The organism is Pseudoalteromonas sp. G4 (genome assembly GCF_028875915.1).
Taxonomy (GTDB): Bacteria; Pseudomonadota; Gammaproteobacteria; order Enterobacterales; family Alteromonadaceae; genus Pseudoalteromonas.
The window spans coordinates 1-26,732 of record NZ_JAPEHW010000010.1; the positions used below are offsets into that span (position 1 = coordinate 1).

General features: G+C 39.3%; 19 protein-coding genes. 7 read left to right on the plus strand and 12 right to left on the minus strand.

What is annotated here, in order from left to right; all coding sequences use genetic code 11:
* Nucleotides 1-224 precede the first annotated feature (224 nt).
* The 5 genes from nagP to secA form a co-directional block, all read right to left on the minus strand.
* A complete protein-coding gene (nagP, locus tag ON073_RS05485; RefSeq protein WP_274760863.1) occupies nt 225-1,526 on the minus strand; it encodes an N-acetylglucosamine MFS transporter NagP in 1,302 nt (433 codons plus the stop codon).
* Between the two features lie 311 nt (nt 1,527-1,837).
* Nucleotides 1,838-4,423 (minus strand): family 20 glycosylhydrolase, encoded by a 2,586-nt coding sequence (locus ON073_RS05490; protein ID WP_274760864.1) that lies wholly within the window; start codon nt 4,421-4,423, stop codon nt 1,838-1,840.
* A gap of 204 nt (nt 4,424-4,627) precedes the next feature.
* The gene (gene ggt, locus ON073_RS05495; protein WP_446728512.1) at nt 4,628-6,316 is read right to left on the minus strand and encodes a gamma-glutamyltransferase; all 1,689 of its coding nucleotides are present in this window, start codon (nt 6,314-6,316) and stop codon (nt 4,628-4,630) included.
* Nucleotides 6,317-6,459: 143 nt separating this feature from the next.
* Nucleotides 6,460-6,849, minus strand: coding sequence for an 8-oxo-dGTP diphosphatase MutT (mutT, locus tag ON073_RS05500; protein ID WP_274760865.1), 390 nt, complete (start codon nt 6,847-6,849; stop codon nt 6,460-6,462).
* Between the two features lie 66 nt (nt 6,850-6,915).
* Nucleotides 6,916-9,603 (minus strand): preprotein translocase subunit SecA, encoded by a 2,688-nt coding sequence (secA, locus tag ON073_RS05505; RefSeq protein WP_274760918.1) that lies wholly within the window; start codon nt 9,601-9,603, stop codon nt 6,916-6,918.
* A 430-nt stretch (nt 9,604-10,033) separates the two neighbouring features.
* On the opposite strand from secA, the gene ON073_RS05510 reads away from it, so the two are divergent.
* The 3 genes from ON073_RS05510 to ON073_RS05520 all read left to right on the plus strand — a co-directional run bounded on the left by ON073_RS05510 (nt 10,034) and on the right by ON073_RS05520 (nt 11,657).
* Nucleotides 10,034-10,495 carry a DUF721 domain-containing protein gene (locus ON073_RS05510; protein ID WP_274760866.1) on the plus strand — a complete coding sequence of 154 codons (462 nt, stop codon included), beginning with the start codon at nt 10,034-10,036 and terminating at the stop codon, nt 10,493-10,495.
* A gap of 73 nt (nt 10,496-10,568) precedes the next feature.
* On the plus strand, nt 10,569-11,138 hold the full coding sequence (locus ON073_RS05515; RefSeq protein ID WP_274760867.1) for a YceI family protein: 570 nt from the start codon (nt 10,569-10,571) through the stop codon (nt 11,136-11,138).
* A gap of 39 nt (nt 11,139-11,177) precedes the next feature.
* Entirely contained in the window at nt 11,178-11,657 is a 480-nt protein-coding gene (locus ON073_RS05520; protein WP_274760868.1) for a DUF1285 domain-containing protein, read from the plus strand.
* 4 nt (nt 11,658-11,661) lie between these two features.
* Here ON073_RS05520 and hemN read toward each other — a convergent pair whose 3' ends face one another.
* From hemN to ON073_RS05545, 5 genes are all read right to left on the minus strand, one after another.
* On the minus strand, nt 11,662-13,032 hold the full coding sequence (gene hemN, locus ON073_RS05525; protein WP_274760869.1) for an oxygen-independent coproporphyrinogen III oxidase: 1,371 nt from the start codon (nt 13,030-13,032) through the stop codon (nt 11,662-11,664).
* Nucleotides 13,033-13,150: 118 nt separating this feature from the next.
* Nucleotides 13,151-13,654 (minus strand): DUF2489 domain-containing protein, encoded by a 504-nt coding sequence (locus ON073_RS05530; RefSeq protein ID WP_274760870.1) that lies wholly within the window; start codon nt 13,652-13,654, stop codon nt 13,151-13,153.
* Nucleotides 13,654-14,235 (minus strand): Der GTPase-activating protein YihI, encoded by a 582-nt coding sequence (gene yihI / locus ON073_RS05535; protein WP_274760871.1) that lies wholly within the window; start codon nt 14,233-14,235, stop codon nt 13,654-13,656. Before yihI ends, ON073_RS05530 begins: the two co-directional genes overlap by 1 nt.
* A gap of 36 nt (nt 14,236-14,271) precedes the next feature.
* Nucleotides 14,272-14,919: a class I SAM-dependent methyltransferase gene (locus ON073_RS05540; RefSeq protein WP_274760872.1), complete on the minus strand. Its 648-nt coding sequence runs from the start codon at nt 14,917-14,919 to the stop codon at nt 14,272-14,274.
* Nucleotides 14,920-15,494: 575 nt separating this feature from the next.
* The gene (locus ON073_RS05545) at nt 15,495-16,127 is read right to left on the minus strand and encodes a c-type cytochrome (RefSeq protein WP_274760873.1); all 633 of its coding nucleotides are present in this window, start codon (nt 16,125-16,127) and stop codon (nt 15,495-15,497) included.
* A gap of 341 nt (nt 16,128-16,468) precedes the next feature.
* On the opposite strand from ON073_RS05545, the gene yihA reads away from it, so the two are divergent.
* Nucleotides 16,469-17,116 carry a ribosome biogenesis GTP-binding protein YihA/YsxC gene (gene yihA / locus ON073_RS05550; RefSeq protein WP_274760874.1) on the plus strand — a complete coding sequence of 216 codons (648 nt, stop codon included), beginning with the start codon at nt 16,469-16,471 and terminating at the stop codon, nt 17,114-17,116.
* Between the two features lie 286 nt (nt 17,117-17,402).
* Here the strand turns inward: yihA and polA are convergent, their stop codons facing one another.
* Nucleotides 17,403-20,147: a DNA polymerase I gene (polA, locus tag ON073_RS05555; protein WP_274760875.1), complete on the minus strand. Its 2,745-nt coding sequence runs from the start codon at nt 20,145-20,147 to the stop codon at nt 17,403-17,405.
* 492 nt (nt 20,148-20,639) lie between these two features.
* Here polA and elbB point away from each other — a divergent pair, with 492 nt between their 5' ends.
* The 3 genes from elbB to ON073_RS05570 all read left to right on the plus strand — a co-directional run bounded on the left by elbB (nt 20,640) and on the right by ON073_RS05570 (nt 24,635).
* Nucleotides 20,640-21,290, plus strand: coding sequence for an isoprenoid biosynthesis glyoxalase ElbB (elbB, locus tag ON073_RS05560; protein WP_274760876.1), 651 nt, complete (start codon nt 20,640-20,642; stop codon nt 21,288-21,290).
* A 157-nt stretch (nt 21,291-21,447) separates the two neighbouring features.
* On the plus strand, nt 21,448-21,843 hold the full coding sequence (locus ON073_RS05565; protein ID WP_274760877.1) for a c-type cytochrome: 396 nt from the start codon (nt 21,448-21,450) through the stop codon (nt 21,841-21,843).
* Nucleotides 21,844-22,121: 278 nt separating this feature from the next.
* Nucleotides 22,122-24,635, plus strand: coding sequence for a bifunctional diguanylate cyclase/phosphodiesterase (locus tag ON073_RS05570; protein WP_274760878.1), 2,514 nt, complete (start codon nt 22,122-22,124; stop codon nt 24,633-24,635).
* 1 nt (nt 24,636) lies between these two features.
* Here ON073_RS05570 and rep read toward each other — a convergent pair whose 3' ends face one another.
* The gene (rep, locus tag ON073_RS05575) at nt 24,637-26,649 is read right to left on the minus strand and encodes a DNA helicase Rep (RefSeq protein ID WP_274760879.1); all 2,013 of its coding nucleotides are present in this window, start codon (nt 26,647-26,649) and stop codon (nt 24,637-24,639) included.
* Nucleotides 26,650-26,732: the final 83 nt, after the last annotated feature.

Below are 26,732 nucleotides of genomic sequence, written 5' to 3' on the forward strand. Positions count from 1 at the left end.
GTTGCTCAACGTCGTTGCGAGTACTCCGTGTCGGTGGATGCGCATTATAGGCAGATCGAAAATCAGATCAACCCCTTTTTTCAAAAAAAACGATCTTTTTTGATCGTTTGATTATTAAGTATTCAAAGCAGCCGTTTCATTAACGCGAAAGCTACATTTACGCATAAAAAAACGCCAAACTTATGTTTGGCGTTTTAGGGAGTGTAATACTAATGAAAATTTGTTTATTTCCAGCTACGCATTTTGTGACCTTTAACTGCGTAGAAGATAATAAATAGATAACTAGGTACCATTAATGCGTACGCACCTTGTGCACCTAAACCAGCTACATTACCTAGACCAATAAGTAATGGACCAAGCGCACCACCTGCAATACCCATAATAAGTAGACCTGATGCAGTTCCAGTTAGTCGACCTAAGCCACTTAATGCTAGAGGCCAAATTGCAGGCCATACCATTGCATTAGCAAAACCTAATAGCGCAATACATACTAATGGATCAGGTAATTCAGGACCACCAAATGGAACAAGTAGAATATTTGAGATAGTTGTTGATTCGTTACTACCGAATACAACAGCAGCAACTGTAACTAAACCTGCGAGACCCGACATAACCAATGCATTTTGTTGTGACATATATTTAGGGATAAGTGCAATACCGATTGCATAACCAACAAGCATGCACGCCATTGTGTACGATGTCATCATCGAGTAATCAGCTACACCAATCGCAAGTGCGTATGAACCAATGGTATCTGCAGCGATTACTTCTACTGCTACATAAAGTGCGATACCAATTACACCTAATACTAAATGAGGGTGACTAAGAGCTTCACGTACTTCACCTTTTGCATTTGGGTTTTCATCTTCAAATACTAAATCAGGTAATGAGGAGAATTTTGCGAATGCAGCAAACGCGAAGATTAAACCTGCAATTGCTATATAAGGTGCAACTAAACTATTTGCCATTGCATCTTTTTGCACTTGTGAAAGTACTTCACCTTCACCTGCAACTGCAGCAACCGTTACCATTGCAAATACAATAGGAACAACTACACCAGCAAACTTATTTAGTAAACCCATAATACAAACACGAACAGCTGCTGACTTTTCTGAACCCATTTTTACAACATAAGGGTTAACTGCCGTTTGTAATACAGTTTGACCTACACCAATGAGCAATTGAGCAAATAAGAAAATTTCAATCATTTGCATTTTTGCAGCTGGAATATATAGCAGTGCTGAAGCTGCCATAATGGCACAACCTATTGCCATGCCATTCTTATAGCCCACTTTCTTAATTAACATTGCCGATGGAATACCAGCAATGGTTACTGCAATATAGAAAGATGAAATAATAAATGAAGCTTGCAGCGGTGACAGCTCAAGCATTTGTTGTAAGAAAGGTGTGATTGCACCGTTTAACCAGGTAATACAACCTAGTATAAAAAACATTGAGCCAGCAAGTACCATTGGTAAAATGACGCTTTGCTGGGAATTTTGTTCGTTTTCCACTGTTGCTTCCATAAACTTCTTCTTGTTGCAGGTTAATCTTATGCCATAGTTTTAAACTATGAAAATACCATTTGCGTTAAACAGCCTATCTTTCAGACGCACTAATAAATAGTTAACGCACCCGGTTTTATTTCTTGGTTTTATTATTAACACTAATCACTTTATATACGGCAATTTTCGGAAGTTAGCGCTTCCCCTAAGCCACAAAATGATAGCGCTGTCATTTTACTTTAATGCAATTGAATAAATATTGCCAGTTTGAATTTTGAATTAATTAGAACAAAAAGGGAGCAAATGCTCCCTTTAGTTTTAATAACAATTAGTTAATTAATCGTAGTAATACGACTCTTAACTTGGTCATTTAATGAACTTCTCAACCATACTTGAGCTGTACCCACAGCAACAGGTTTTTGATATGTTTGCCACGATTTCCCTTGGTCAATGCTGTATTCAACATCTAAGTATGCCGTCGCAACACTGGTTGTTAACGTACCATTATTAACTTCACCACCTGGTACATCTAAATTAGCTTTCACACCTGACTTCGCCAGTTTTGCAAGTTCCTTAGTACCTAGTGCAGCAGAGAAAGTCATCCAATCTTTAGCGCGCTTTTCAGCATTTGGTTTTTCACCTTCCCAAGAAGCTTTGTGCCATGAACGCTCAGCCACTGCCAACACACGCGGGAATAACATAGCCAGAACTTGATCTTCAGTACGGATTGTTTCAGACCAGACCTGCCCTTGCATACCTAAAATATTTTCAGGCTTCTCTAGTGGCGGTAATGGACGACCAACTAAGTCTTCTAAGTTTTTGATAACTTCACCAGTACGGGTAAAGTCAGCATTTGCATAAACATTGTCTGGCATATAGCCAAATGCTTTCTCATTACTGATAAAACGCGTTGCCCAATAATAGCCACGTTCTTCTGGGTGTGCTTCATACGGATGGTCAAAATAAAGATGTGTACCATGCGATAAAACAACTTGATAGTCATTGTTTGCTAAGCGGTAAGCTCGGTCAGCAACACCCCACTCCCAAATATTATCCCAAGCATTGGCTGTAAATACAGGATTTGGGAATTCTTCACGATTAAATGTATTCACGCGGTCATACATTAAGCCATCTTCCCATGCACCTGGAGCAATACCACGTTTCGCAAGCATTTTTGCTACGCGCTGGGTAAAGTAAGGCTTAAGATCAGCAGGACCTGCAACCCCATTACCAGCCTCTTCAAACATTTTTTGACATGCTGGTGAATTAGTCCAAGAACCAGCACCTACTTCATCGCCACCAAAATGCAGATTTTCTAAACGTACACCCGCTTCACGATACATTTGTTGAAGCTCGTATGTCACTTTCTCCATAAAGTTATAACTTGAGTCCATACACGCATTGATAGAATTATCTGTGTAATTCTGAACTGTGATGTATTCTGACTTATCTTCAGGATCACTCAGCAAGTATGCTTTCGCACCTACTTCATCGCCTGCTTTCATCAATTTACGATAACGCGCTTCCATCGCAATAATTGATGCACGCGCATGACCTGGTGACTCTACCTCTGGAATGATCTTGATATGACGTGCAGCGGCAAATTTTAATAATTCAACAAAATCATCTTTCGTAAGATAGCCATTACCTGAACCGTCTTTGTGTGGACCTGTACCTAACTGAGTCAGTAAGCAAGAATCTTCAGACAAATCAAAACAACGTACACCACCAATTTCTGCAAGTTCAGGTAACGATGGGATCTCTAAACGCCAGCCTTCATCATCTGAAAAGTGCCAATGCAATGTATTGAGCTTATATTTTGCCATTTGCTCAACCAGCTTAAACATTGCATCTTTACCATGGAAGTTACGTGCATTGTCATAATGCATACCGCGATAACTAAAGCGCGGTGAATCTTTAATTTCTACACGTGGTAATTCAACGCTGCCATTTGTGTCAGCTGGGAAAAGTGCCAATAATGACTGCAAACCATAAAACACACCTGCATTATCACTACCAACAACCGTAATTTTATTTTTATCAATTTCTAAGTGATAGCTTTCAGCGTCACCATTTTGAATTGAATTATCTACTTTTAAAGATAAATGCGGTTTTTTACCTACTGAGATATGGTCAGCATTCGCTTCTAGCTTAAGGCCATATAATTTCGATAAATCATCAAGCAATACATTTACTTCTTGCTTTAGGCTACCTTGATAGCTAACAACCCAATCTGACGAAAGCGTTACTTCACCACGAGAAAAATCAACGCTTTGTGGCTTTGGAATAATTCGCTTAAGGGCTTCCTCTTGGCTTGGCGTGTATTTTTCATTTTTGATATTAAGTGCATGACGGTTTTGTGCATCGGCAATCACACTTAAATCTTTTGGCGTGTTAAATTTCTTTAATTGGCGCTCTTCAACAATTGGTAGTACAAACTGTTTTAAATCTTCAGTATCTGTGCTGGCAAACACTTCAGCATCTTTATTATTGAGTGAAATAAATGCACGTGGCATCACATCTGAATAAGACACAATATAAGCTGCTGCTTCATACTCAAGTGCTAACGTTTCACCCACGGCTAAACCAGCAAATGCTTTAGTCGGCACTAAACGATGTAAGTCACCATTTACATGCTCAATTGCAATTCCTTTTACTTCAGAGGTTTTTACTTTGCGAATACTGTGGAAATACAGCTGCCAGTTACTTTCACCTTTTGGTAGTGCAACTTTTGAAGTGTTTTTAAGTTGGATTTTACCGATGTAACCGCCATCGTTGTTATGAAAATTATCAACGACACCAAATTTTAGATCCGCTTGTGCTGCAAATTCTTTAATGTCAGATTGCGATAGCTTGGCATTAGCAAATAACGGCGTTGCCAATAAAGCTGTAGCAAGTATGGTTTTTCTCAAATACATAAGACTTCCTTTACTTGTTAATTATGCGCTTTCTAACCATAGAGCAACGAAAGCGTTAATTTTAGTTTTTGTTATTAGGAATCATAATGACTATTTAATGACAGCGCTATCAAAACAACTTAAAAAAAACCTTAATTTTATCTGAAAACATTTAATATCAGTAAGTTAGAGGTATTACAAAATACCTCTAACGTGTTGAAATTATTAATAGCCTGCAGCCATACCGTCTTTTCGCGTCTCTGATGCGCCAACATAAACGCCATTTGAGAGCTGCTTCATAATCGCTTGATAACCACCGTAAGGGCCAACTGCATGTTGAAGTGTATGTCCTTTTTTCACCAGCTCACGTTTTGTCTTTTCTGAAAAACCAGCTTCCAAGCTAACATAGCCGCCATTTGTCATTTTTTCACCGGTAGGCTGTGACGAACCAGTATGTAAAATGCGTGGTGCATCACCTGCTTCTTGCAGGTTCATACCAAAATCAATCATATTAATTAGAATTTGCGCATGCATTTGCGGTTGTGTAGCGCCACCCATCACACCAAAGCTGATATAAGGTTTGCCATCTTTGGTGACAAAGGCAGGAATAATAGTATGAAAAGGTCGTTTCTTCGGTGCATAAACGTTGAAGTGGCCATCTTCTAAGGCAAATAGCTCACCACGGTTTTGTAGCACAAACCCTAACTTTTCTGGCGTCATGCCTGAGCCCATACCACGATAGTTACTTTGAATAAGTGACACCATGTTGCCATCTTTATCAGCAGTCGTTAAATAAATGGTATCTCCTTCAACGGGTCCCGCATCCACTTGCTTACTCGCTTTATTTGCATCAATCAGATTGCGACGCTTTGTGGCGTATTCTTTGCTAATCAATTGTTTCACTGGAATGCTATTAAATGATGAGTCTGCATAGTATTTAGCGCGATCAGCAAAAGCTAATTTTTTAGCCTCCACAAAAGTATGAACATACTCAGGACTATCAAATCCCATACTTGCAATATCGTAATCTTCAAGAATGTTTAAAATTTGTAGTGCGGCAATGCCCTGGCCATTGGGCGGCAGCTCCCATAAATCATAACCACGATAGTTAGTACTTACGGGTTCTACCCAGTTACTTTTATGCGATGCCAAATCGTCATAACGCAAATAACCGCCAGTGGCTTTCATATAACGATCGATTTCTTTTGCGATATCACCTTTATAGAATGCATCGCGCCCCCCTTTTGCAATTTTGCGGTAAGTATCCGCAAGCGCAGGGTTTTTAAAGATTTCACCTTTTTTTGGCATACGGCCATTTGCCATAAACACTTCTTTAAAGCCCGGATATTCTCCACGTGCAGCAACACTTTTATCAAGGTAGTAAGCAATTAGCTCTGATACTGGAAAACCATTGTCAGCATAGTGAATTGCAGGTGCTAATAATTCCGCCATAGGTAATTTGCCAAATTTATTGTGCAATTCAAACCAACCGTCAACCGCACCTGGCACCGAAACCGGCAAAGGGCCATAACTTGGGATTTTGTCGCCTTGTGCTTTTAAAACATCAAGCGTTAACGATGCCGGCGAACGCCCTGATGCATTAAGCCCATGCAGTTTTTGCTCTTTTTGTTGCCATACAATGGCATATAAATCGCCACCAATGCCACAACCCGTTGGCTCAACCAATCCTAATACTGCATTCGCGGCAATTGCAGCATCCACTGCACTGCCCCCTTTCTTTAATATATCGAGTGCAACTTGCGTTGCTAACGGCTGCGACGTTGCAGCCATGCCATTTTCAGCAAATACTTCTGAGCGACTGGCAAACATTTCACCTGTAATGCGATCATAAGCACTGGCGATTGACGGAATTGCTAAACTGACAATCAGTAAAGAGGGTTTTAGCCATTTCATTATTATTATCCTGTTGTTCTGGTTATCGCTAACATAGCGCTTTTTTTGAACAGGAAACAATAATTCGAGGTAAATAGAGAAGATCTGTAGATAAGATGCAGTTTAGCAGCAAAACCATTATGCCTTTGCTGCCAACTTAGGTACTAATTTGCTTGTAGCTTTTCGATAATCACCACATTAGCAGCTGGAAACTCATAATTATTTAAATCACTGATTGCCACCCATTTATGATCTTGCCCTTCAAGATGCCTTGCTTCCCCATCAAATGCTTCTACTAAGTGAATATCAAGGTGCACAGATTTATCTGGGTAATCATGGTGAATTTCTAAAAATGGCATTGATGATTTTACCTCGATGCCAATTTCTTCTTTTAATTCTCTTGCCAGCGCTTGCGTCACTGTTTCGCCCGCTTCCACTTTGCCGCCAGGGAACTCCCACTTACCGCCTTGATGTTGTGACTCGTGACGTTTAGCAATAAAAATTAAGTCATCTCTTTTAATTACACCAACTGCAACATGTACTTGTTTTTTCATTTTCCACTCACTTCAAATCATAAAAAAAGCGACACTCTGTGTCGCTTTTCTTTGTACGGCTCACTATTAAGAAAGTTTACCGTGACATTGCTTATATTTTTTACCTGAACCACATGGGCAAGGATCATTACGACCTACTTTTGCGTCATTGCGAACAGTTACATGTGCACCCTGTGGTGTTTCACCACCAACATGTTCAGCTTCTTCATGTTGATATTGTTTTGGTGTATTTTCAGCTTGTTGACGACGACGCTCTTCAACCGCTTCAACATCTTCTTCTGCACGTACTTGTACTTTTGCAAGAATGCTAACCACTTCCACTTTCAGTGCTTCTAGCATGTTAGAGAACAATTCAAATGACTCACGCTTATATTCTTGCTTAGGATTTTTCTGTGCATAACCACGTAGACCAATACCTTGACGTAAGTGATCCATCGCTGCAAGATGATCTTTCCAATGTTGGTCAAGCGTTTGTAACATAATCGCTTTTTCAAAGTGACGCAGAACATCTGCACCCACTTGAGCTTCTTTATGTTTGTAAGCCGCTGTAACACCTTGTTCAATACGCTCACGAAGTTTTTCTTCGTAAAGTTTATTATCTTCATCAAGCCATTGTTGTAGAGGCATTTCAACTAGGAAATCTGCACGTAAACGATCTTCAAGACCGGCAATATCCCACATATCAGCAAGTGATTGCGGTGGAATGTACTGATCGATAATACCGTTAAGCACGTCTGAACGAATTGCAGTGATTGTTTCTGAAATATCGCCTTCTTCTAATAGCTCATTACGCTGTGTGTAAACAACACGACGTTGATCATTTGCTACATCATCGTACTCAAGTAATTGCTTACGAATATCAAAGTTACGCGCTTCAACTTTACGTTGTGCATTTTCGATTGCGCGGTTTACCCACGGGTGCTCAATTGCTTCACCACGTTGCATACCTAATTTACGCATCATGTTCATCATGCGCTCGCCAGCGAAAATGCGCATTAGTGCATCTTCCATTGATAGATAGAAACGGCTTGAACCCGCATCACCTTGACGACCTGAACGACCACGTAACTGGTTATCGATACGACGTGATTCATGACGCTCGGTAGCAATAATGTGTAAACCACCCGCTTCTAATACTGCATCATGGCGTTTTTGCCACTCTTCTTTAATCTTTGCAATTTGCTCATCTGTTGGATTTTCTAGCTTTTCAGCTTCCATCTTCCAGTTGCCACCTAACACGATATCAGTACCACGACCCGCCATGTTAGTTGCGATAGTTACAGCCCCAGCAAGACCAGCGTTTGCAACAATTTCCGCTTCTTGTTGGTGAAACTTTGCATTCAGTACATTGTGCTTAATTTTTTCTTTACGAAGAAACTGCGATAAGTATTCTGAGCTTTCAATTGAAATAGTACCCACAAGCACTGGCTGACCGCGCTCTTGGCAATCTCGAATATCCGCTAAGATTGCTTCGTACTTTTCTTCTTGCGTTAAATAAACTAAATCGGCACGGTCATCACGGATCATCGGTTTATTAGTTGGAATAACAACTGTTTCTAAGCCGTAGATTGACTGGAATTCAAATGCTTCAGTGTCCGCTGTACCTGTCATACCTGCAAGAATGTCGTAAAGACGGAAGTAATTCTGGAACGTGATTGATGCAAGTGTTTGGTTTTCATTTTGAATGTTAACACCTTCTTTTGCTTCAACCGCTTGGTGTAAACCTTCAGACCAACGACGACCCTCCATTGTACGACCTGTATGTTCGTCAACAATGATTACCTCGCCATCTTTAACAACGTAGTCTACGTCTTTCTGATAAAGCTTATGAGCACGAAGTGCTGCATAAACGTGGCTTAATAGTGTGATGTTATTTGCTGAATAAAGCGAATCACCATCTTCAATTAAACCTAGCTCTGTTAAAATTTCTTCGACACGAACTTGACCGCGTTCTGTAAGATGAACCTGCTTAGACTTTTCATCAATGGTGAAATCGCCATCGCCTTCAACACCTTCTTCATCTTCTTTTTCTTGCTGTTCAAGCTGCGGTACCATTTTATCAATTTGTTGATAAAGCTCAGAGCTATCTTCCGCAGGACCAGAAATAATTAACGGTGTACGCGCTTCATCGATTAAGATTGAGTCAACCTCATCCACTACTGCGTAGTATAAAGGACGTTGTACACGTTCTTCTGGCGAAAACGCCATATTGTCACGCAGATAGTCAAAACCAAATTCGTTGTTCGTACCGTAAGTAATGTCTGCTGCATAAGCTACTTTCTTTTGCTGTGGCATCATACCAGGTACATTGCAACCAACAGTCAGACCTAAGAATTCAAAAAGGGCACGGTTTGTTTCCGCATCACGTTTTGCAAGGTAATCATTCACCGTAATAACGTGAACGCCTTTACCAGTTAAACCATGTAAGTATGCTGGTAAAGTTGCTGTAAGGGTTTTACCTTCACCAGTACGCATTTCAGAGATTTTACCTTGGTGTAAAACCATACCACCAATCAGCTGTACATCGAAGTGACGCATACCGTAAACACGCTTAGAAGCTTCACGCACAACAGCAAAGGCTTCTGCTAGGAAAGAGTCTAAGGTTTCACCATTATCATAACGCTCACGAAACTCAGCTGTTTTTGCTTTTAGCTCTTCATCCGAAAGCGCTTCGTACTGCTGTTCTAATCCATTAATTTGCGCGACCGTTTTTCGTAAATTTTTAATTATTCGATCATTGCGACTACCAAATATCTTGGTAAGTAAGCATTTCGTAAATTTTTAATTATTCGATCATTGCGACTACCAAATATCTTGGTAAGTAAGTTAGCTATCATGATAAAACCGTTACAACCTTAGTTTAGTGACAAAACCCATGTCACTTTTCAAATTAATTGTGCGTACAGTATCAGCAGAGCACCGATATTGCTAGTTAACCCAACCAAAGATGGCTCGTTCACACTATGCAAACAGTATTATTTGAGATAACTAGCAATATAGCCTTGAGTGATACAGCTGTATTTTCTATATATTGAGACAATTCTGCCTAATTCAAGGGCGATATTTTATTCATTTAATCCCAGAGAGCCAAGTTTAATTTGCCGTTTGTTCAGCTTTATTTACAGCTTTTTACTTGCTGTAACTTTTGATGACCAATACAATAAGAAAAAAGAGGGTTTTAAGCATGGCAAAAAACAGGTTTGCACCTAAACCACTTGGCGATGTCCTCACCAATCTGCCAAATCGGCTTCAGCAATTTTCAAATAAGAATCAAGAGAATAAGCAACTACAAAAACTGCTAGAGCAAATTCTTGATGCTAATATGTTAGCTAAGTGCGCCATTGCAAATTACGAAGACGGTACATTAGTACTCAACGCCCAATCAGCTGCTGTTGCGATGCGTTTAAATTATATGAAAATGAGTTTACTCAGTGATTTTCGACGCTTGGGTTTACCTGAACTTTGCCAAATTAAAATACAAACCTCACCGCGCAGTGCCATTAGCAAAACAGCAGACAATTCGCAAAACCAAGAGAAAAAGCGTTTAACTAAAAACGCACAACAATCATTACTTGAAGTGGCCGAGCACGCTCCCGATGTACTTAAAGAAAAGCTAAAGCGCCTTGCGAAACTGGCTGAAAGATAATGGTTTTTTATAACTCTGAATAATTGCTATTATTGACGAGCAATTAAATTATTTACCATAGAAGGTATGCGTTATGCTTAAACAATTTGTTTCTTTGGCGTTATTAGCGGTCAGCTTTAACTCAGCCGCAGCTTGGCAATTACAAAATAACAGCTCAAAAGTTAGCTTTGTTTCTATTAAAAAAGACACTATCGGTGAAGTTCATCACTTTAAAACTCTGTCAGGTTCGATTGCTGATAACGGCGATTTTTCAGTTGAAATTGATTTAACCTCCGTAGAAACCAACATTCCAATTCGTAATGAACGCATGCAAAGCATGTTATTCAATACCAAATCGTTTGCTAAATTAAGCTTGAATGCCAAAGTAAATAAAGAGTTAGCGCAACTTACTGATGGAACCAGCAATGTGTTTTCTGTGCCAGCAACATTATCTTTAAATGGTGTTGAAAAATCGCTCACTATTGATGTGTTTGCAGCGCGAACTAACAATGATTCATTATTAGTTACAGCTATGTCACCTATCATTATTAATGCAAGTGACTTCAATTTAGATGCTGGTGTTGCTGCATTACAAAAAGTAGCTGGCTTACCAAATATTGCCCGTGCAGTGCCAGTCACCTTTGTACTTCACTTCACTCAATAGCATTTATTAAAGCGGTTTTGTTGTTTTATGAATTTATCAATGTTGACAAAGCAAATTGAAACTAGCGTTGCTCCATTTGAATCATGGCAACCTGAAAGCTGCGGTGAGATTGATATTGAAATAAAAGCAAACGGCGATTGGTACTTTCAAGCAACTAAAATTGACCGTTTAAATATGGTTAAATTATTTGCTCGGGTACTCACTAAAGAGCAAAACCATTACTACTTAAAAACACCCATTGAAAAAATGCGCATCCGTGTTGAAGATGCACCTTTTTTAATTACCCATTGGTATGAAAAAGAAGAGTTTATAATTTGCTGCGACAATCTAAATAGAGAATATATTTTAGGTGATAATCATCCGCTGGAACTTAAAAGCGATGTGCCTTATTTACATTTACATCATGGTGTTTTAGCAAAAGTGTCGCGCAATGTGTTTTATCAATGGGCTGAAATAGCAAATGAAAAAAAAGGCCGCTTTGCAATATGCTCTGGCGGCCAAGACTTCTTTATTGGTTAAATCGTTAGATTACGCGAGAGAATCGCGTTAATTTTGCTTGTTGTTTTAAATACGCATCAAAGGTCATACATATATTACGTATAAACAAGCGGCCTTTGTTCTCTACGATAAGCTTACTCTCATCCAGCGAAATCATACCATCTTCAGCAAAACACGTAAGTCCAGCTAGTTCATCAGCAAAGTAATCTGCAAAGTTAATTGCAAACTTGTGCTCAACATCTGCAAAATTTAGCTTAAAGTGGCAAATAATTTCTTTAATAACAAACGCGCGAATTTTATCATCCTTGGTTAAAGTGAGCCCTTTAACAACTGGCACACCTGCTGCTTCAACGGTTTGATAATAGTCTTTAAGATCTTTCGGGTTTTGGAAGATACTATCACCCACTTGTGAAATTGAAGACGCTCCTAACCCTAATAAGTCGCAATCACCATGGGTAGTATACCCTTGGAAGTTACGATGTAATTTCCCTTGCAGCTGTGCAATAGCGAGTGAGTCAGTGCTTTTAGCAAAGTGATCCATGCCAATATTTACGTATCCAGCTTCCATCATTTGCGCCAGAGTATTTTTAAACATTGTTAGCTTTTGCTCTGGGCTTGGCAATTGTTCATCTTTAATTTTGCGTTGTGCAGCAAAACGGTCTGGCAAATGAGCATAGTTAAATACCGACACACGATCAGGCGAGAGTGCAATTAATCGTGCCATGCTCTCTTTAAAGCTCTCAGGTGTTTGTAAAGGTAAGCCATAAATCATATCAGCATTCACTGAAGAAAAGCCGAGTGCGCGTGCTTCGCTTACAAGGTTTGCAACGTTATCGGCGCATTGCTCACGATTAACCGCTTTTTGCACTTCATCATTAAAATCTTGAATACCAAAAGACACTCGATTGAATCCAAGCAAACGTAAATGACTAAGCATATCGTCAGGTAAAGAGCGAGGGTCGATTTCAATGCTCGATTGTACTTCATCGGAAAAATTAAAATGCGCTTTAACAATCGCCATCAGACGACTCATTTGCTCTTTTGTTAAAAAGGTTGGCGTGCCGCCACCTAAATGTAACTGCTCGATTTTGTAATCTTTATAAAGAGTTGCTTGTGCTTTTGCTTCTTGCTCTAAAAAGTCTAAATACACATCTGCTTTGTGTTGGTGGCGAGTAATTATTTTATTACAGCCGCAGTAATAGCAAAGCTGGTGACAAAATGGTACATGGATATACAGCGACAAGCGCGTATTATCACTTTTGGCGATCGCCTGTGTTACCGAATCAACAGAAAAGCCAGGCTCAAACGACAACGCCGTTGGATACGAAGTATAACGAGGACCTGACACATTGTATTTTTTTATAAGGGAGTTATCCCATTCAACGAAATTTTGCACGACTGAAACCTAACAATATTAAGGTTTAGCAAGTGTACAAAAGGAACTAAAAATCGGCTTTGATCCAAAACAATAAAGCCAGCGAGTGCTGGCTTTATTTACAGATTAGATAAGATGACTAATTAGCGAATACGTGTTTGGTATTCGGATCAGCTGGGAAGTAAGCTTCTAGCTTAGCTGCTTCGGCCAAAATGCCTTCTTCAAGCTCTTTTTCAGCACGCCAACGTTTGCTATCCATTTGGAAGACTTCTTTCTTACTGTATTTCTTACGCGCATCGTGGGTCGGCATTTCCTTTACCACATCATACATTTTGAAAACGTGCTGGTATTCCGTTTCAAGATCCACTGTTTCGGAGAATTGATACTGCGACATCAACACCCAGATACGTAAACATCCTTCTGAATACTCACACTGCTTCTCTTTCATCGCGCGTGCAATCAAGTTAATGCTGTCGGCAATTTTTGCATTGCGTTCAGCCGCTTTAACTTTTAACTTTTCAATTTGCGCTTGTTGCTTTTCTTTTTGCACTTTCAGTTGGAATAACAACTTACCAGCGTAAAAAGCTAACCCTGCAACAATAGCAGCGGCAACAATAATGGCAATTACCCATAGAGGACTCACTACTTAAGCTCCTCCTCGTCATCATCGCTTAGCCATTCATCAGCAAGGTCGTTTGACATGAATTGGTCTAACATATCTTCATCATCAAACTCATCCTCGTCTTCAATACCCAGTAAATCACACAAGGCTTGGTGACGCGCGACTTTAGCGTTTAAGTATTTTGCATCTTTACCAACCAGTACTTCACCAGCATTCTGACGTTCAAGTAACGACATTAGCTTTTGATCGTTTTCAATTTGCTCAAGTTCTTGCTCTGGCGTAAGCTCTGGCTCAACAACTTTACGCAGCTCTACTTGAGGCTTTAAATGACGCTTAAATTCAGGCTGCTGCTCGGTACTCGCAACTTCAGGCACTAAGCTTATAGGCTTTTTACTACCTAAGCGCGTGTCTTTGCGTTGTTTACCAGTGCTTTGCTGTTCGTTAAGCGTATCTTGTGCATTACGCGTACCAGCTTTATTACCAGTACGCTTTTTGACACGCTGTTCTTTTAAAGCGCGTAATTCGGCAAGTTTCTCTTTACTCAAACGAAAGCTACCATTACCACCTGTGCCGATTTTGCGTGACTTTTTCTTTCTGGTCATAATTAAATCTAAAATTTTTACAAAACTAAGCTTATTTTACACTATTGCTGACTGTTTAAATAGCATCACGTCATCACCATGATATGTTAGTGATAAGCCATGGCCCTGTGCTAAATAATCAAACGTGGCTCGCGAAAAAAAATTGATATGCGTAATATCATTCTTGTAATGCCAATTTTTAAATCTGGCTTGGTCGATGACGAGTTTCGTCATCACAACTAACACCCCATTTGGCTTTAATAAGTTCAGTAGTTGCGCCCACACTTCGTTTGGATTAGCTAAATGCTCGATTACCTCAGTGCAGGTTACAAAGTCGTACTGACGATTTAACACCTCAGTATTTGGATAATAGAAGATATCGTAAAGCGCTGTAGCATGACCTTTCTCTGTGAGCATTTTGGCAAGTGCGGGACCCGGTCCACAACCAAAATCGAGACCCTGGCTCGCTTCTGCTAATTCTGGAAGCAAAGGCGCTAAAGCACGGCTCAGGAATTTCTGATAGCCAGTGTCATTTACATCATTTTCATGACTATCATAGATTTGTTTTTCTTGCTCGAGTGATATTAACTGGCTGCGCGCAACAAATACTAACTGACATAACTCACATTGATAGTAAGCTCTGCGTTTGTCTTCGCTATAAAAGGTGCTTTTAGAATGCAGACATAATGGACAAGGTTCAGACATGATTTAAACGTGAAATTTATTTGCCGTAATAATAGCAATTTTATTGCGACAAATAAAAAGGCGACAGAGAAACTCTGCCGCCTACTAATCTGAGTGTCTATGACACTTCTCCCTTCGACTGTTTTAACCAACAAGTCTAATTTATTATTATTTTACTATCCGTATTTTTATTATTTTCATCCGTGCTTTTTTTATTTTCGGTCTTCCTAACGCTTTCTTAGCAATCCCTTATGTAACCAGTGGTTACTTTCCCCTACGCACATAATTGTCGCTGCACTTCCGTATTTTACTGCTTTCCCTGTTATTTTTTTGTCCCTTGCGACAGGTGAATAATTTACTTGTTAATAATTTTGTTACAACTAATTTAACTAAAATAAATAAAAAAAGTTTTCTTCAAAAAAGACGTTAACAATAAAAAACATATACTTAAGTATAATCTAAAAGCAAAATAGCGAATTAACTTACAGTTAACATTGGGTATTTTCCTACATTATTTGTAGGATATATCTCACAGACGTAAGTATAAAAAAAGCAGCTTACGCTGCTTTTTTTATCAATTACACAAATCAGTATAATTAGTGAAGACCTGATACATACTTAGAAAGTAACTCAATGTCTTTATCTGTTAACTTTTTAGCAAGATCACGCATCATGCCATTAAGATCATTATTGCGCTCACCAGAGCGGAACTTTTCAAGCTGCGCTTTCACATAATCAGCATTCTGGAAAGATACTTTAGGGAAACCCGCTAATGAAGTACCGTTACCGCGAGGACCGTGACATGCTGCACATGCCGGAATTCCACGCTCAGCATCACCTGCTTTGTACAGTTTACCACCTTCAGCAACTACGTCTTCTGGTGTTGAGCCTGCTTCCATATTTAAGCTTGCAAAATAAGCTGAGATATCACGCATATCTTGCTCAGATAATGGCATCGCCATGCCACCCATAACAGGATCCATACGACCCTCAGCACCACCTGAGGTCATGCCTAATTTAAATTCTTTTAATTGCTTAAATAAGTATTCAGCATGCTGACCTGCAAGTTTAGGGTGATTAGGAAGTGGTTTGTTTCCATCTACACCGTGACAAGCAACACATGTCGCAGCTTTCGTTTTACCAGCTTCTATATCGCCTTCAAAAGCAGCAGCTTGATTAACGCTGAACGCACCAGCAACCATCATTAAAGATAAAGCTATTTTTTTCATGCTATTTCTCTGTTTCGACCCTATTAAAACCTGACAAGCAGGAATGAATACCAGCTAAAGTTGCCATATTCTACACGATTAAATTTTATCTGGCACGTCTTATGCCTTTATAAAACATATAAAATATAGGGGTTTTTATTAAAAAACTCCCGAAAGGCGCTTTTCTTTGATCTTTCTCAAGGTTAAATATGCCCATTAAAAAAGACAAAGCATTACTTATTTAGCTCTTGTTAGTATAAAATAAGCGCCCAGAAAGAAAAGATTTGTTAAAGGCAATGTAGCAAAAAATCTCCCTAACAGGAATTAGCCTTTAATCTAAACAGCGTTTTAAGGAGCTAACCTTGCTAAAGTCACGGGTTCAATATTCAAAAGCGAGCTTTATTACAAGTGCACCAGATATCACTAAACTGCCTGCTGATACGGGTGTTGAAGTGGCATTTGCAGGGCGTTCTAATGCCGGTAAATCAAGTGCTCTAAATACATTAACTGATCAAAAATTGGCTCGTACCAGTAAAACACCAGGACGTACTCAGCTAATTAACACCTTCGCACTGGGTGAAGAAATGCGCATTATCGATTTACCTGGTTATGGTTTTGCTAAAGTGCCACTTGAAATGAAAAAGAAGTGGCAGAAATCACTTGGTGAGTACCTGCAAAAGCGCGAAAGCTTAAAAGGTATTGTGGTTTTAATGGATATCCGTCACCCATTAAAAGAGTTAGATATGGACCTAATTAACTGGGCCGTAGACAGTGATTTAGAAATTCTTGCGCTGCTAACTAAAGCTGACAAATTAAAACAAGGCAAACGTAAAAGTGAAGTTTTAAAAGTACGCCGAGAGTTAAAAGAGTTAAGTGACAAAATAACGGTTCATGCATTCTCATCTCTTAAAGGCATTGGTTTACCCGAACTCGCAAAAACACTGGATGTTTGGTACTTAGGTGAAATTGAAGCAATTGCACCAGATCAAGAAAGCGACGAAGAAGTTTAGCTAAGAAGATGAAAGAAAAAACCGGTTGGCAAAAACCAACCGGGTATAGCAATCTGGGGAGAAGCTATTAAAACGCTGTACCCCGTAAGAGATACATCATCAACAGGATGTCCTTATAGGACGGCGCGCACTTTAACAAAGCAGGTACGCAAAATAAAGCTATATCGCGCTAAAATGCAAAGAAATGTAACGAACTGCATTAAAATCAAGCAAACTTAAATTTAACATAAAAAAATAGCCAATATATATTATTGGCTATTTAAAAATCATATTAAAACATTAAAGTTTAATGCGCTTGTTCCCAATTGTCGCCCGAATCAGCTTCAACTAGTAATGGCACATCAAGCTCAGCAGCCTCACTCATCAGAGAACAAATCTTATTGCTAAATTCATCTACCTTTTCAGCTTTGATTTCAAACACCAATTCATCGTGAACCTGCATAATCATTTCAATATCATCGGACGATTGCGTTTTAAGCCAACCTGCAACATTTATCATTGCACGTTTGATAATATCAGCTGCAGTGCCCTGCATCGGCGCATTAATCGCAGCGCGCTCTGCAGCTTTACGGCGCGCACCATTACGAGCGTTGATATCTGGTAGATACAAACGGCGACCAAATAAGGTACTAACGTAACCTTTTTCAGCGGCATCTTCACGCGTGTGCTCCATATACTCAAGTACGCCTGGGAAGCGCTCAAAGTAGGTATCCATATAGTGTTGCGCTTCATTACGCGGGATATCTAATTGACGAGACAGGCCAAAGGCACTCATACCATAAATTAAGCCAAAGTTTACCGCTTTTGCTTTACGTCGCATATCTGATGTAACGGTTTCAATTGGTACGCCAAATACTTCCGCAGCTGTCGCGCTGTGAACATCTTTACCTTCAGCAAATGCACTTAATAGGCCGTTATCTTGAGATAGATGCGCCATAATTCTCAGTTCAATTTGACTGTAATCGGCAGCCATAATTAACTTACCTGGTGCCGCAACAAATGCTTGCCTAATTCGGCGACCTGCTTCATTACGAATTGGAATGTTCTGTAAATTAGGATCACTAGAACTTAAACGCCCTGTAGCTGTAACCGCTTGATGATACGAGGTATGCACGCGTTGCGTTACTTCATCTACCATTTTAGGTAATTTATCAGTATACGTTGATTTGAGTTTAGCTAAACCGCGATGCTCAATAATCAACTTAGGCAACGGATAATCATGTGCTAATTCTTGCAACACTTCTTCCGCAGTCGACGGTGCACCTTTTGGTGTTTTCTTGAGTATTGGCAAGCCAAGTTTTTCAAACAGAATGCCTTGTAATTGCTTGGTTGAGCTTAGGTTAAACTCCTCTCCTGCAATCTCATACGCTTCTTTTTCCAGCTCTTCAAGACGCTCTGCAATTTCAACACTTTGCTGTGCCAGCATTTGGCTATCAATATGAACACCGGTACGTTCCATATCTGATAATACGCTAACTAAAGGCAGCTCTATAGTGTTAAAAACTTCAACCAAGTCAGCTTCTTTTTCTAGCATTGGCCAAAGTGTATTATGCAAACGCAAGGTAATGTCAGCATCTTCGGCTGCGTAAGGTGCCGCTTTTTCTAGCTCAATTTGATTGAAGGTTAGCTGCGCTTTACCTTTACCTGCAATTTCTTCAAAACTAATGTTTTTATGGCCGAGATATTTTAGCGCCAGTGAGTCCATATCATGACGAGTACCAACACTGTTTAGTACGTATGATTCAAGCATGGTATCGAAGCGAATACCATTAAGTTCAATACCCGCTCGCGCGAGTACACTTTTATCGTATTTAAGGTTTTGGCCTACTTTCGCTTTATTATGATCAGCTAAGATCGGTCTCAGCTTGCTCAATACCAAGTCAAGTTCTAGCTGTACAGGTGCACCTAAGTAATCATGTTTTAATGGTAAATAAGCTGCTTCACCTTCTGTTACAGCAAAGCTCATACCGACTAAATCGGCTTGCATATAATCAAGACTGGTAGTTTCTGTATCGAATGCAAATAACTCGGCTTTTTCTAACTTTGAAATCCAACTATCAAGCTGCGCTTCAGTTAAAATCGTTTCATAGTTAGCTTCAATTTGCTTAGCTGGTATTGTGCTTTCAACTTCTGCCGCTGGTGCGGTATTTCCATCAAGCAGCTCACTCAACCAGCGTTTAAATTCACATTCACCATATAGTTTGATTAACTCGTCAGTATTAGCTTCTGCAACTTTAAATGATTCAAGATCTTGTTCAATTTCAACATCAAGCTTGATGGTTGCAAGCTCATAGGATAACTGTAATTGCTCTTTATTATCTTCCAACTTTTTAGCCATGGTTTTTGAACCACGGAAACCAAGATCTGCAATCTTATCTAAATTGTCATAAAGCGAGTCAATCGAACCTAGTCCTTGTAACATCGCAAGTGCGGTTTTCTCACCAACACCTGGTACACCCGGAATGTTATCAACCTTGTCACCCATTAAAGCTAAAAAGTCGATAATAAGTTCTGGGCCAATGCCAAATTTATTTACCACACCTTCTGGGTCTAAAATAGTATTAGTCATGGTGTTAATAAGCGTTACATGCTCATCAACTAACTGCGCCATATCCTTATCGCCAGTACTAATAAGCACATCACGTTTTTGCTCTGAGGCTTGTTTGGCAAGCGTACCAATAACATCATCAGCTTCAACACCTGGAATGCTAATCAGTGGTAATCCCATCGCTTTAATAATGTTATGAATAGGCTCAATTTGACTGCGTAAGTCATCTGGCATTGGAGGACGATTTGCTTTGTATTCAGAATACATTTCATTGCGGAAAGTCGGCCCTTTTGCATCAAAGATCACAACCATATGACTTGGTGAATATTGCTTAACAAGACTTTTAAGCATGTTTATAACACCATAAATTGCGCCAGTTGCTTCGCCTTTAGAGTTTGTTAAATGAGGTGGAGCATGATAAGCACGGAATAAATATGATGAACCATCAACCAAGATCAACGGATTTTCAGAGATCTGAGCCATAAGCACTCGCCTTAAAACGATTTATAAATAAATTGCCGATAGCATGCCATATCCCCGATAAGAAAACGAGAATTCAACCTCATAAAGCAAGAGAAATAAGTTTTCTGATTAAACATTAAACGGAGCGAGCAAATATAAAACAAGCAAGGTAAGCATAAGCTGTGGATAAGTTTGTTAGTAAAGATGTAACAGAGCCTTCCCTGACTTTGAAAAAACAAAGAGAGAATCTAAAAAGTGTTTATTTATTAATGATTTAACAAGGCTAAAAACTAGCTTATTGTTATTATTATTAATTTTCCAAGATGTGGAAACTGCTAAACTTTTATCCTTAAAACTTAGAAAGGAACATCCTAATCTCTAGCAGGGCAGTTACTCTACCAATAAAAGATCAAAGATCCTAGCGATCTTTTTATAATTTTTTTTTATTTACATCGTTTCTTTATAGCTAGAATATAGCGACAGCTAAAATATTGATGTGGAGTGAAACAAACTATGAAAAAAGTAGCCGTAATTTTAAGTGGATGTGGTGTTTTTGACGGTGCTGAAATACATGAAGCAGTATTAACGCTACTTAATATTGAGTTACAAGGCGCAAGCTATCAATGCTTTGCACCGAATATTAGTCAACATCATGTAATTAATCACCTTACAGGCGAAGAAATGCCTGAAAAACGTAACGTGTTGATTGAAGCTGCACGAATTGCCCGAGGTGAAATCAAAGATCTTAATGAACTGAATATCAATGAATTTGATGCACTTGCATTACCAGGTGGTTTTGGCGCAGCAAAGAACCTATGCGATTTTGCTTTTAAAGGAGCTGAGTGTGAAATTAATGCTGATGTTGCAAATGCATGTCGCGCATTTGCCGAAGCTCAAAAACCAGCTGCTTATATTTGTATAGCTCCTGCACTTATTCCCCAAATATACGCAAAAGGCACATTAGCAACAATAGGTAACGATGCTGATACGGCCTCTGCTCTTAGCACCCTTGGCGCAACCCACCAAGATTGCGATGTAAATGATATTGTTGTGGACGCACACGCTAAGGTAATAAGTACACCAGCTTATATGCTTGCAACCAATATCCGTGAAGCAGCAACTGGCATTGAAAAAGCCATCGCTGAATTAATCAAAATGAGCTAACTTTGATCAGCAACAAAAAGTTGCGCTAGCGCAACTTTTTAATATTTTAAGACTAATTAGCCATAACTAACCATTTTATAAATTGGCAGCAGACGTTATAATTGTGCTAATTTCCGTCTATTGTGATTGATCACCTCAATTTGTGAGCAAGTAAAAAATGAAAAAATTAACAGCAGCATTACTAATGATGAGTGCAACTGTTGCAGTTGCAGCACCTTTTGATAACTCGTTAACTGAAGAAGCGATTAAAAAACGTATCGCACCAGTTGGCTCTGTTTATTTAGCAGGTGCAGAACCAGTTGTTGCTGAACCAACAGGCCCTCGTACAGGTCAACAAGTGTATCAAGCAAGCTGTTTTGGTTGTCATGGCACTGGCGCATTAGGTGCTCCAAAAACAAAAGCTGATTGGGATACACGTTTAGCTAAAGGTATGGACGTATTAATGGACCATGCAATTAACGGTTTTAATGCAATGCCTCCTCGCGGTACATGTATGAACTGTTCTGATGAAGAAATCAAAGATGCAATCGAATTTATGATGAAAGGCAACTAACTCTAGTTCACCTTTGAAAAGCCGCTTCATGTAAGCGGCTTTTTTATTGCTCAAAAAAGTTATATAACAATTAAAATAATTTATAGAAAAAAATGGAATATAAAGAGGCGAACTTTTACCATATAAATCAATAACTTGAACATTTACCGAAATCGACTACAGCATTGCTATTTAATTTAAAAAATGAAAAAATAAGGTCAAAAAATAAACAAGGGTGACTTTCGTCGCTTCAAAAGTTTACCTTACTGTTTCACTATTAAAAATAATAAGAAATTGCAATGGAAGATGCTCCCACTTACAGTGCTTCACAGCGAAGAAAAATAAAGCGCCTAACGAGTTTAGTAAAGAGATATCAGACCTCTTTGCAAACACAAAATGCCCTTTTACAGCTTTCTGAACAAGCGAGTAAAGTATCTGAGCTAACGCTTCTCTACCCTGCTATTCAACAAATTCTTGAAAATAGCCTGCCATGTCGTAATTTTTATGTGGTGCTATTTAATCCTGTTATTGGTGAATTAGAGTTAACCTATTTTGTCGATGAAGTCGATGGTATCCATTTACCCATTCAAGCACTGCAAACAGGCATGTTAGATAACTCATTAACTGGGTTAGTTTTTAAAACAGGCCGAACCAAACTATTTAACAAAGAGCAAATAGCTGAGTGCGAAATAAAAGGCATTTGTCGTGTTATGGGCACACCTTGTGAGTATTGGCTAGGTGTTCCAATTCATCATGATGGTAAAGTTATCGGTGTTATGGCAACACAAAGTTATGATATTAATCAGCCATTTGATGAAAGCCAAATAGCGTTATTTGAAACAGTTGCATTCTATTTCAGCACCGCTGTTGAACGTGTTAAAAAACGCCAATATATGGCACAGCAAGTGGAAGAGCGAACAGAGCAACTGCGCTTAGAGGTAGCGCGAAATCAAGAGACCATTCGCAAACAAAATATTCTCTACGCGATTTCTAAACTTGCTACAAAAAGTCTTAACAATCAGGATTTTTTCAAACGAGTTCACAGCATTGTTAATGAAGAAGTTTTTGCTAAAAACCTGTTTATAGCCTTGTATGACCGATCTGAAAATAGTATCACTTGCCCTTATGCAGTTGACGAAATGTCATCTGATTACCAACCTCGTACTTTTTCAAAAGGGCTTACTGAATTTGTTATTAATTCTGGTAAAACAGAGCTTTTTGATCAAAATAGAATCTTAAACGAAGTTGCCAAAGGTAACATCGAGTTACCTGCAAAATTTAACAATTCACCTTTACCTACCTCGTGGATTGGTGTGCCCCTGTATCACCGCCAGCAGGTTATTGGAGTGCTGGCGTGCCAAGCATTTAATGGCGAATACCATTATAAACTATCTGATATAGAGCTAATTTCATTCGTCTCTGAGCAAATATCAAATGTTGTGGTTAAGCATTTAGCCGACAACCAATTAGAACAAAGAGTTAAAGAAAAAACCGCAGAGCTACAGCAGGCAAATATTCACCTGCAATTGCAAATTGAAGAGCGCAAAAAGATTGAACGTCAGTTATTTCATGATGCCCATCATGATAATTTAACCGGCCTTGCCAATCGCAGCTTGTTTATATCTCAGCTTGATAAAACGCTACAGCGCAACAAACGCGATAAATCACATTGTTTTGCAGTGATGTTTATCGACTTAGATAACTTTAAAGATATCAACGATACTCTTGGGCACCACGCTGGAGATAAGTTTTTAAAATCAACCGCCAACGAGTTTTCTACCTGTATTCGCGAACATGATCTGTTGGCGCGTTTCGGTGGTGATGAGTTTGTAATTTTATTAACACACCTGCAACATAAAGATGAAGCAAAACAAATTGCAAAACGTATTATCAAAATTATGAATAAACCGTTTTGTATCAATGAACAATGCATCAAAAGTGGTGCAAGTATTGGCATTGCATACAGCAATAAAGCCTATGCCAGCACTGATGAAATTATTCGCGATGCTGATAGTGCAATGTATCAAGCGAAAAAATCAGGTAAAGGTACTATCAAACTGGCGTCTTCAGAGCATATACCTAGAAATAACTTAGTTAGCGCAAATGAGGTTAATACCGGTCAGTTGAGCTTTGTGAAATCAAACATCATCAGCCTTGAAAAAGAAACAGGTGTCGCGACCTATTTTAACCCTCATTTAACGCTGGAATCTGGTGCCATAATTGCCTTAAATCATCTGCTGCAAGAACAACACCCAGCCATTGATTATTGCGACTACTTGTTGAATCAAGTATTACCTCATGTTGTTAAACATGACACTGTGTTTTTACAACTACATACGAGTATCTTGGCAAATGAATTTGAACATTTTAGCCAACAGCTGGCTAAGTCACGCCATGATATTTGTTGGTTGATTAATGATAGTAACCTAGCAGAACTGTCAACAAGGCAAATTGAAAACCTACAACAGCTTAAAAAAATGGGATTCAAGATTGGTGTTATTGAGGTAGCACGACAACAAATTGACCTAGTAAAACTAACCTGCATTGAATTTGATTATTTGCTATTGGATTTAAGTTTTTGCCGCAAGTTAATTAATGAAAAACTTGCTCAACAGCAATTAGCAGCACTTATTGCACTAACCCAAAATACAACCTGCAATATTGTTGCTACAGGCCCTGCAATTGTGAACTTCCAATCGACACTGAAAAAGCTTGGAGTTAATTTGTTTTTAAGCCCATTAACGCAGGAAACTGAGCAGCTTTCGTCAGTTGAAACTAAACCAAAGCCACACAGTAAATCGGCAGAGCAATAACTTATTTTTTAAGCATTGCACGTAAGTTAGCAACCCTTGCTTGGCCTTTTTCCATACGCTGTTGTTGGTTTTGCGGCTGTTTTCGCATTTCGTATGCAAGGTCATCTTGCGGCATTTCTGCGACAAAACGGCTTAGCTCAGGCGTAATTGTCTCACCAAACATTCTACGCTCTTTGGCGTAGGTTAAAATTAGCTCTTGCTGCGCACGAGTAATGCCTACATAGGCTAAACGCCTTTCTTCCTCAACGTTATCTTCATCTATGCTAGTTTGATGCGGCAGTAAACCTTCTTCCATGCCCACCATAAATACATATGGATATTCGAGACCTTTTGACGCGTGCAATGTAAGTAATTGCACTGCATCAGATTCATCCTCTTCTTCGTTGCGTTCAAGCATGTCGCGTAGTGTCAGCTTCATCACTACTTCTGGTAATGTTAACGGTGGGTTTTCACTACTGCCAACTAACATATCAGTAATCCAGCGATAAAGTTCCGACACGTTTTTCATACGCATTTCGGCAGCTTTGGCGCTGGTTGAGGTTTCATACAAATAGTCTTCGTAGTTAATCTCACGCACCATATCTTTAACTGCTTCAAGAGTATCGCCGCGAGTGGCACGGTCAGAAAGCTCAACAACCCAGCGAGCAAACCCCATTAAGGCATTATAACCACGCCCCGTTAAGCGCGACGAAAGCTCAGGCTCAAAACACGCAGCAAATAAACTAATGTGTTTTTCATTGGCAAGTGTTCCCAATTTTTCTAAGGTAACAGGCCCAATTTCTCGTCTTGGTGTATTTACGATACGTAAAAAAGCGTTATCGTCATCTTGATTCACCAACAAGCGCAAGTAAGCCATAATGTCTTTAATTTCTGCACGTGAGAAAAACGACATACCGCCACTTATTTTATAAGGAATATGGCTTCCCATCAGTGCTTTTTCAAACACCCGAGCTTGGTGATTACCACGGTACAAAATCGCATAGTCTTTAAAGCTGGTACGCTTCATAAATTTGTGCGAAATAATCTCAGCAACAACACGTTCAGCTTCATGTTCTTCATCTTTAGTGGCAATGACCTTAATTTGTTCACCGTATGCCAATTCACTAAACAGTTTTTTATCAAACACATGCGGGTTATTAGCAATCAGAATGTTGGCAGATTTAAGAATACGCCCCGCGCTTCGGTAGTTTTGTTCGAGCTTAATTAAACGTAGCCCAGGAAAATCTTTACTCAATAACACCAAGTTTTGCGGCTTTGCACCACGCCAAGAATAAATACTTTGGTCATCATCACCTACTACAGTAAAGCGCGCACGTTCACCTACCAATAGCTTAACTAATTGATATTGGCTGGTATTAGTATCTTGATATTCATCGACTAATAAATAACGAAAACGATCCTGCCAACGATCGCGCACATCAGGATTAGCAGCCAGCAGCAGTGTTGGGATCATAATTAAGTCGTCAAAGTCGAGTGCGTTATATGCACGCAACTGATTTTGAAAACGCGCATATAATTGGGCAAATAAGACTTTTTGTTGCTCGCGCGCTTCAGCAATTGCTTGCTCTGGAACGATAAGGTCATTCTTCCAATTGGAGATCTGCATTTTTAATAAATTAAGCAGATCTTTATCACCTTTCAATTCAGGTTCGGTCAATTCTGCAAGCAACTGATTGGTGTCTTGATCATCAAACAGAGAAAAGCCCGGTTTAAAACCTAAGGTATTAAGCTCTTTTTTAATGATTTCTAATCCTAAGGTGTGAAACGTTGATACCCACAGCCCTTTCGCTTCATGCTTACCAAGTGTTTGTGCCACACGCTCACGCATTTCTTTTGCGGCTTTATTAGTAAAGGTTACCGCAGCGATATTACGCGCTTTGTATTCACATTTTTGCACTAAGTAGGCAATTTTATTGGTAATTACACGGGTTTTGCCTGAACCAGCACCAGCGAGAACCAAGCAGGGCCCGCTAATATATTTAACCGCTTCATCTTGTTTAGGGTTGAGTTTCATTAAAATCGCTTGCGTTAACACAACAAAGAAAGGGATTTTAAAATGCCACTATGCTAGGCGCAAGGATTGTCTTTGCTGGCTCG

Bases quoted from the DNA above. Each gene is read 5' to 3' on its own strand.
- yihI (WP_274760871.1), bottom strand. From the start codon at position 14,235: ATGACCAGAAAGAAAAAGTCACGCAAAATCGGCACAGGTGGTAATGGT.
- ON073_RS05570 (WP_274760878.1), top strand. From the start codon at position 22,122: ATGGAAGATGCTCCCACTTACAGTGCTTCACAGCGAAGAAAAATAAAG.
- mutT (WP_274760865.1), bottom strand. From the start codon at position 6,849: ATGAAAAAACAAGTACATGTTGCAGTTGGTGTAATTAAAAGAGATGAC.
- polA (WP_274760875.1), bottom strand. From the start codon at position 20,147: ATGGCTCAGATCTCTGAAAATCCGTTGATCTTGGTTGATGGTTCATCA.
- ON073_RS05565 (WP_274760877.1), top strand. From the start codon at position 21,448: ATGAAAAAATTAACAGCAGCATTACTAATGATGAGTGCAACTGTTGCA.
- ON073_RS05515 (WP_274760867.1), top strand. From the start codon at position 10,569: ATGCTTAAACAATTTGTTTCTTTGGCGTTATTAGCGGTCAGCTTTAAC.
- ggt (WP_446728512.1), bottom strand. From the start codon at position 6,316: ATGAAATGGCTAAAACCCTCTTTACTGATTGTCAGTTTAGCAATTCCG.
- ON073_RS05520 (WP_274760868.1), top strand. From the start codon at position 11,178: ATGTTGACAAAGCAAATTGAAACTAGCGTTGCTCCATTTGAATCATGG.
- ON073_RS05490 (WP_274760864.1), bottom strand. From the start codon at position 4,423: ATGTATTTGAGAAAAACCATACTTGCTACAGCTTTATTGGCAACGCCG.
- rep (WP_274760879.1), bottom strand. From the start codon at position 26,649: ATGAAACTCAACCCTAAACAAGATGAAGCGGTTAAATATATTAGCGGG.
- ON073_RS05545 (WP_274760873.1), bottom strand. From the start codon at position 16,127: ATGAAAAAAATAGCTTTATCTTTAATGATGGTTGCTGGTGCGTTCAGC.
- elbB (WP_274760876.1), top strand. From the start codon at position 20,640: ATGAAAAAAGTAGCCGTAATTTTAAGTGGATGTGGTGTTTTTGACGGT.
- nagP (WP_274760863.1), bottom strand. From the start codon at position 1,526: ATGGAAGCAACAGTGGAAAACGAACAAAATTCCCAGCAAAGCGTCATT.
- ON073_RS05510 (WP_274760866.1), top strand. From the start codon at position 10,034: ATGGCAAAAAACAGGTTTGCACCTAAACCACTTGGCGATGTCCTCACC.
- ON073_RS05540 (WP_274760872.1), bottom strand. From the start codon at position 14,919: ATGTCTGAACCTTGTCCATTATGTCTGCATTCTAAAAGCACCTTTTAT.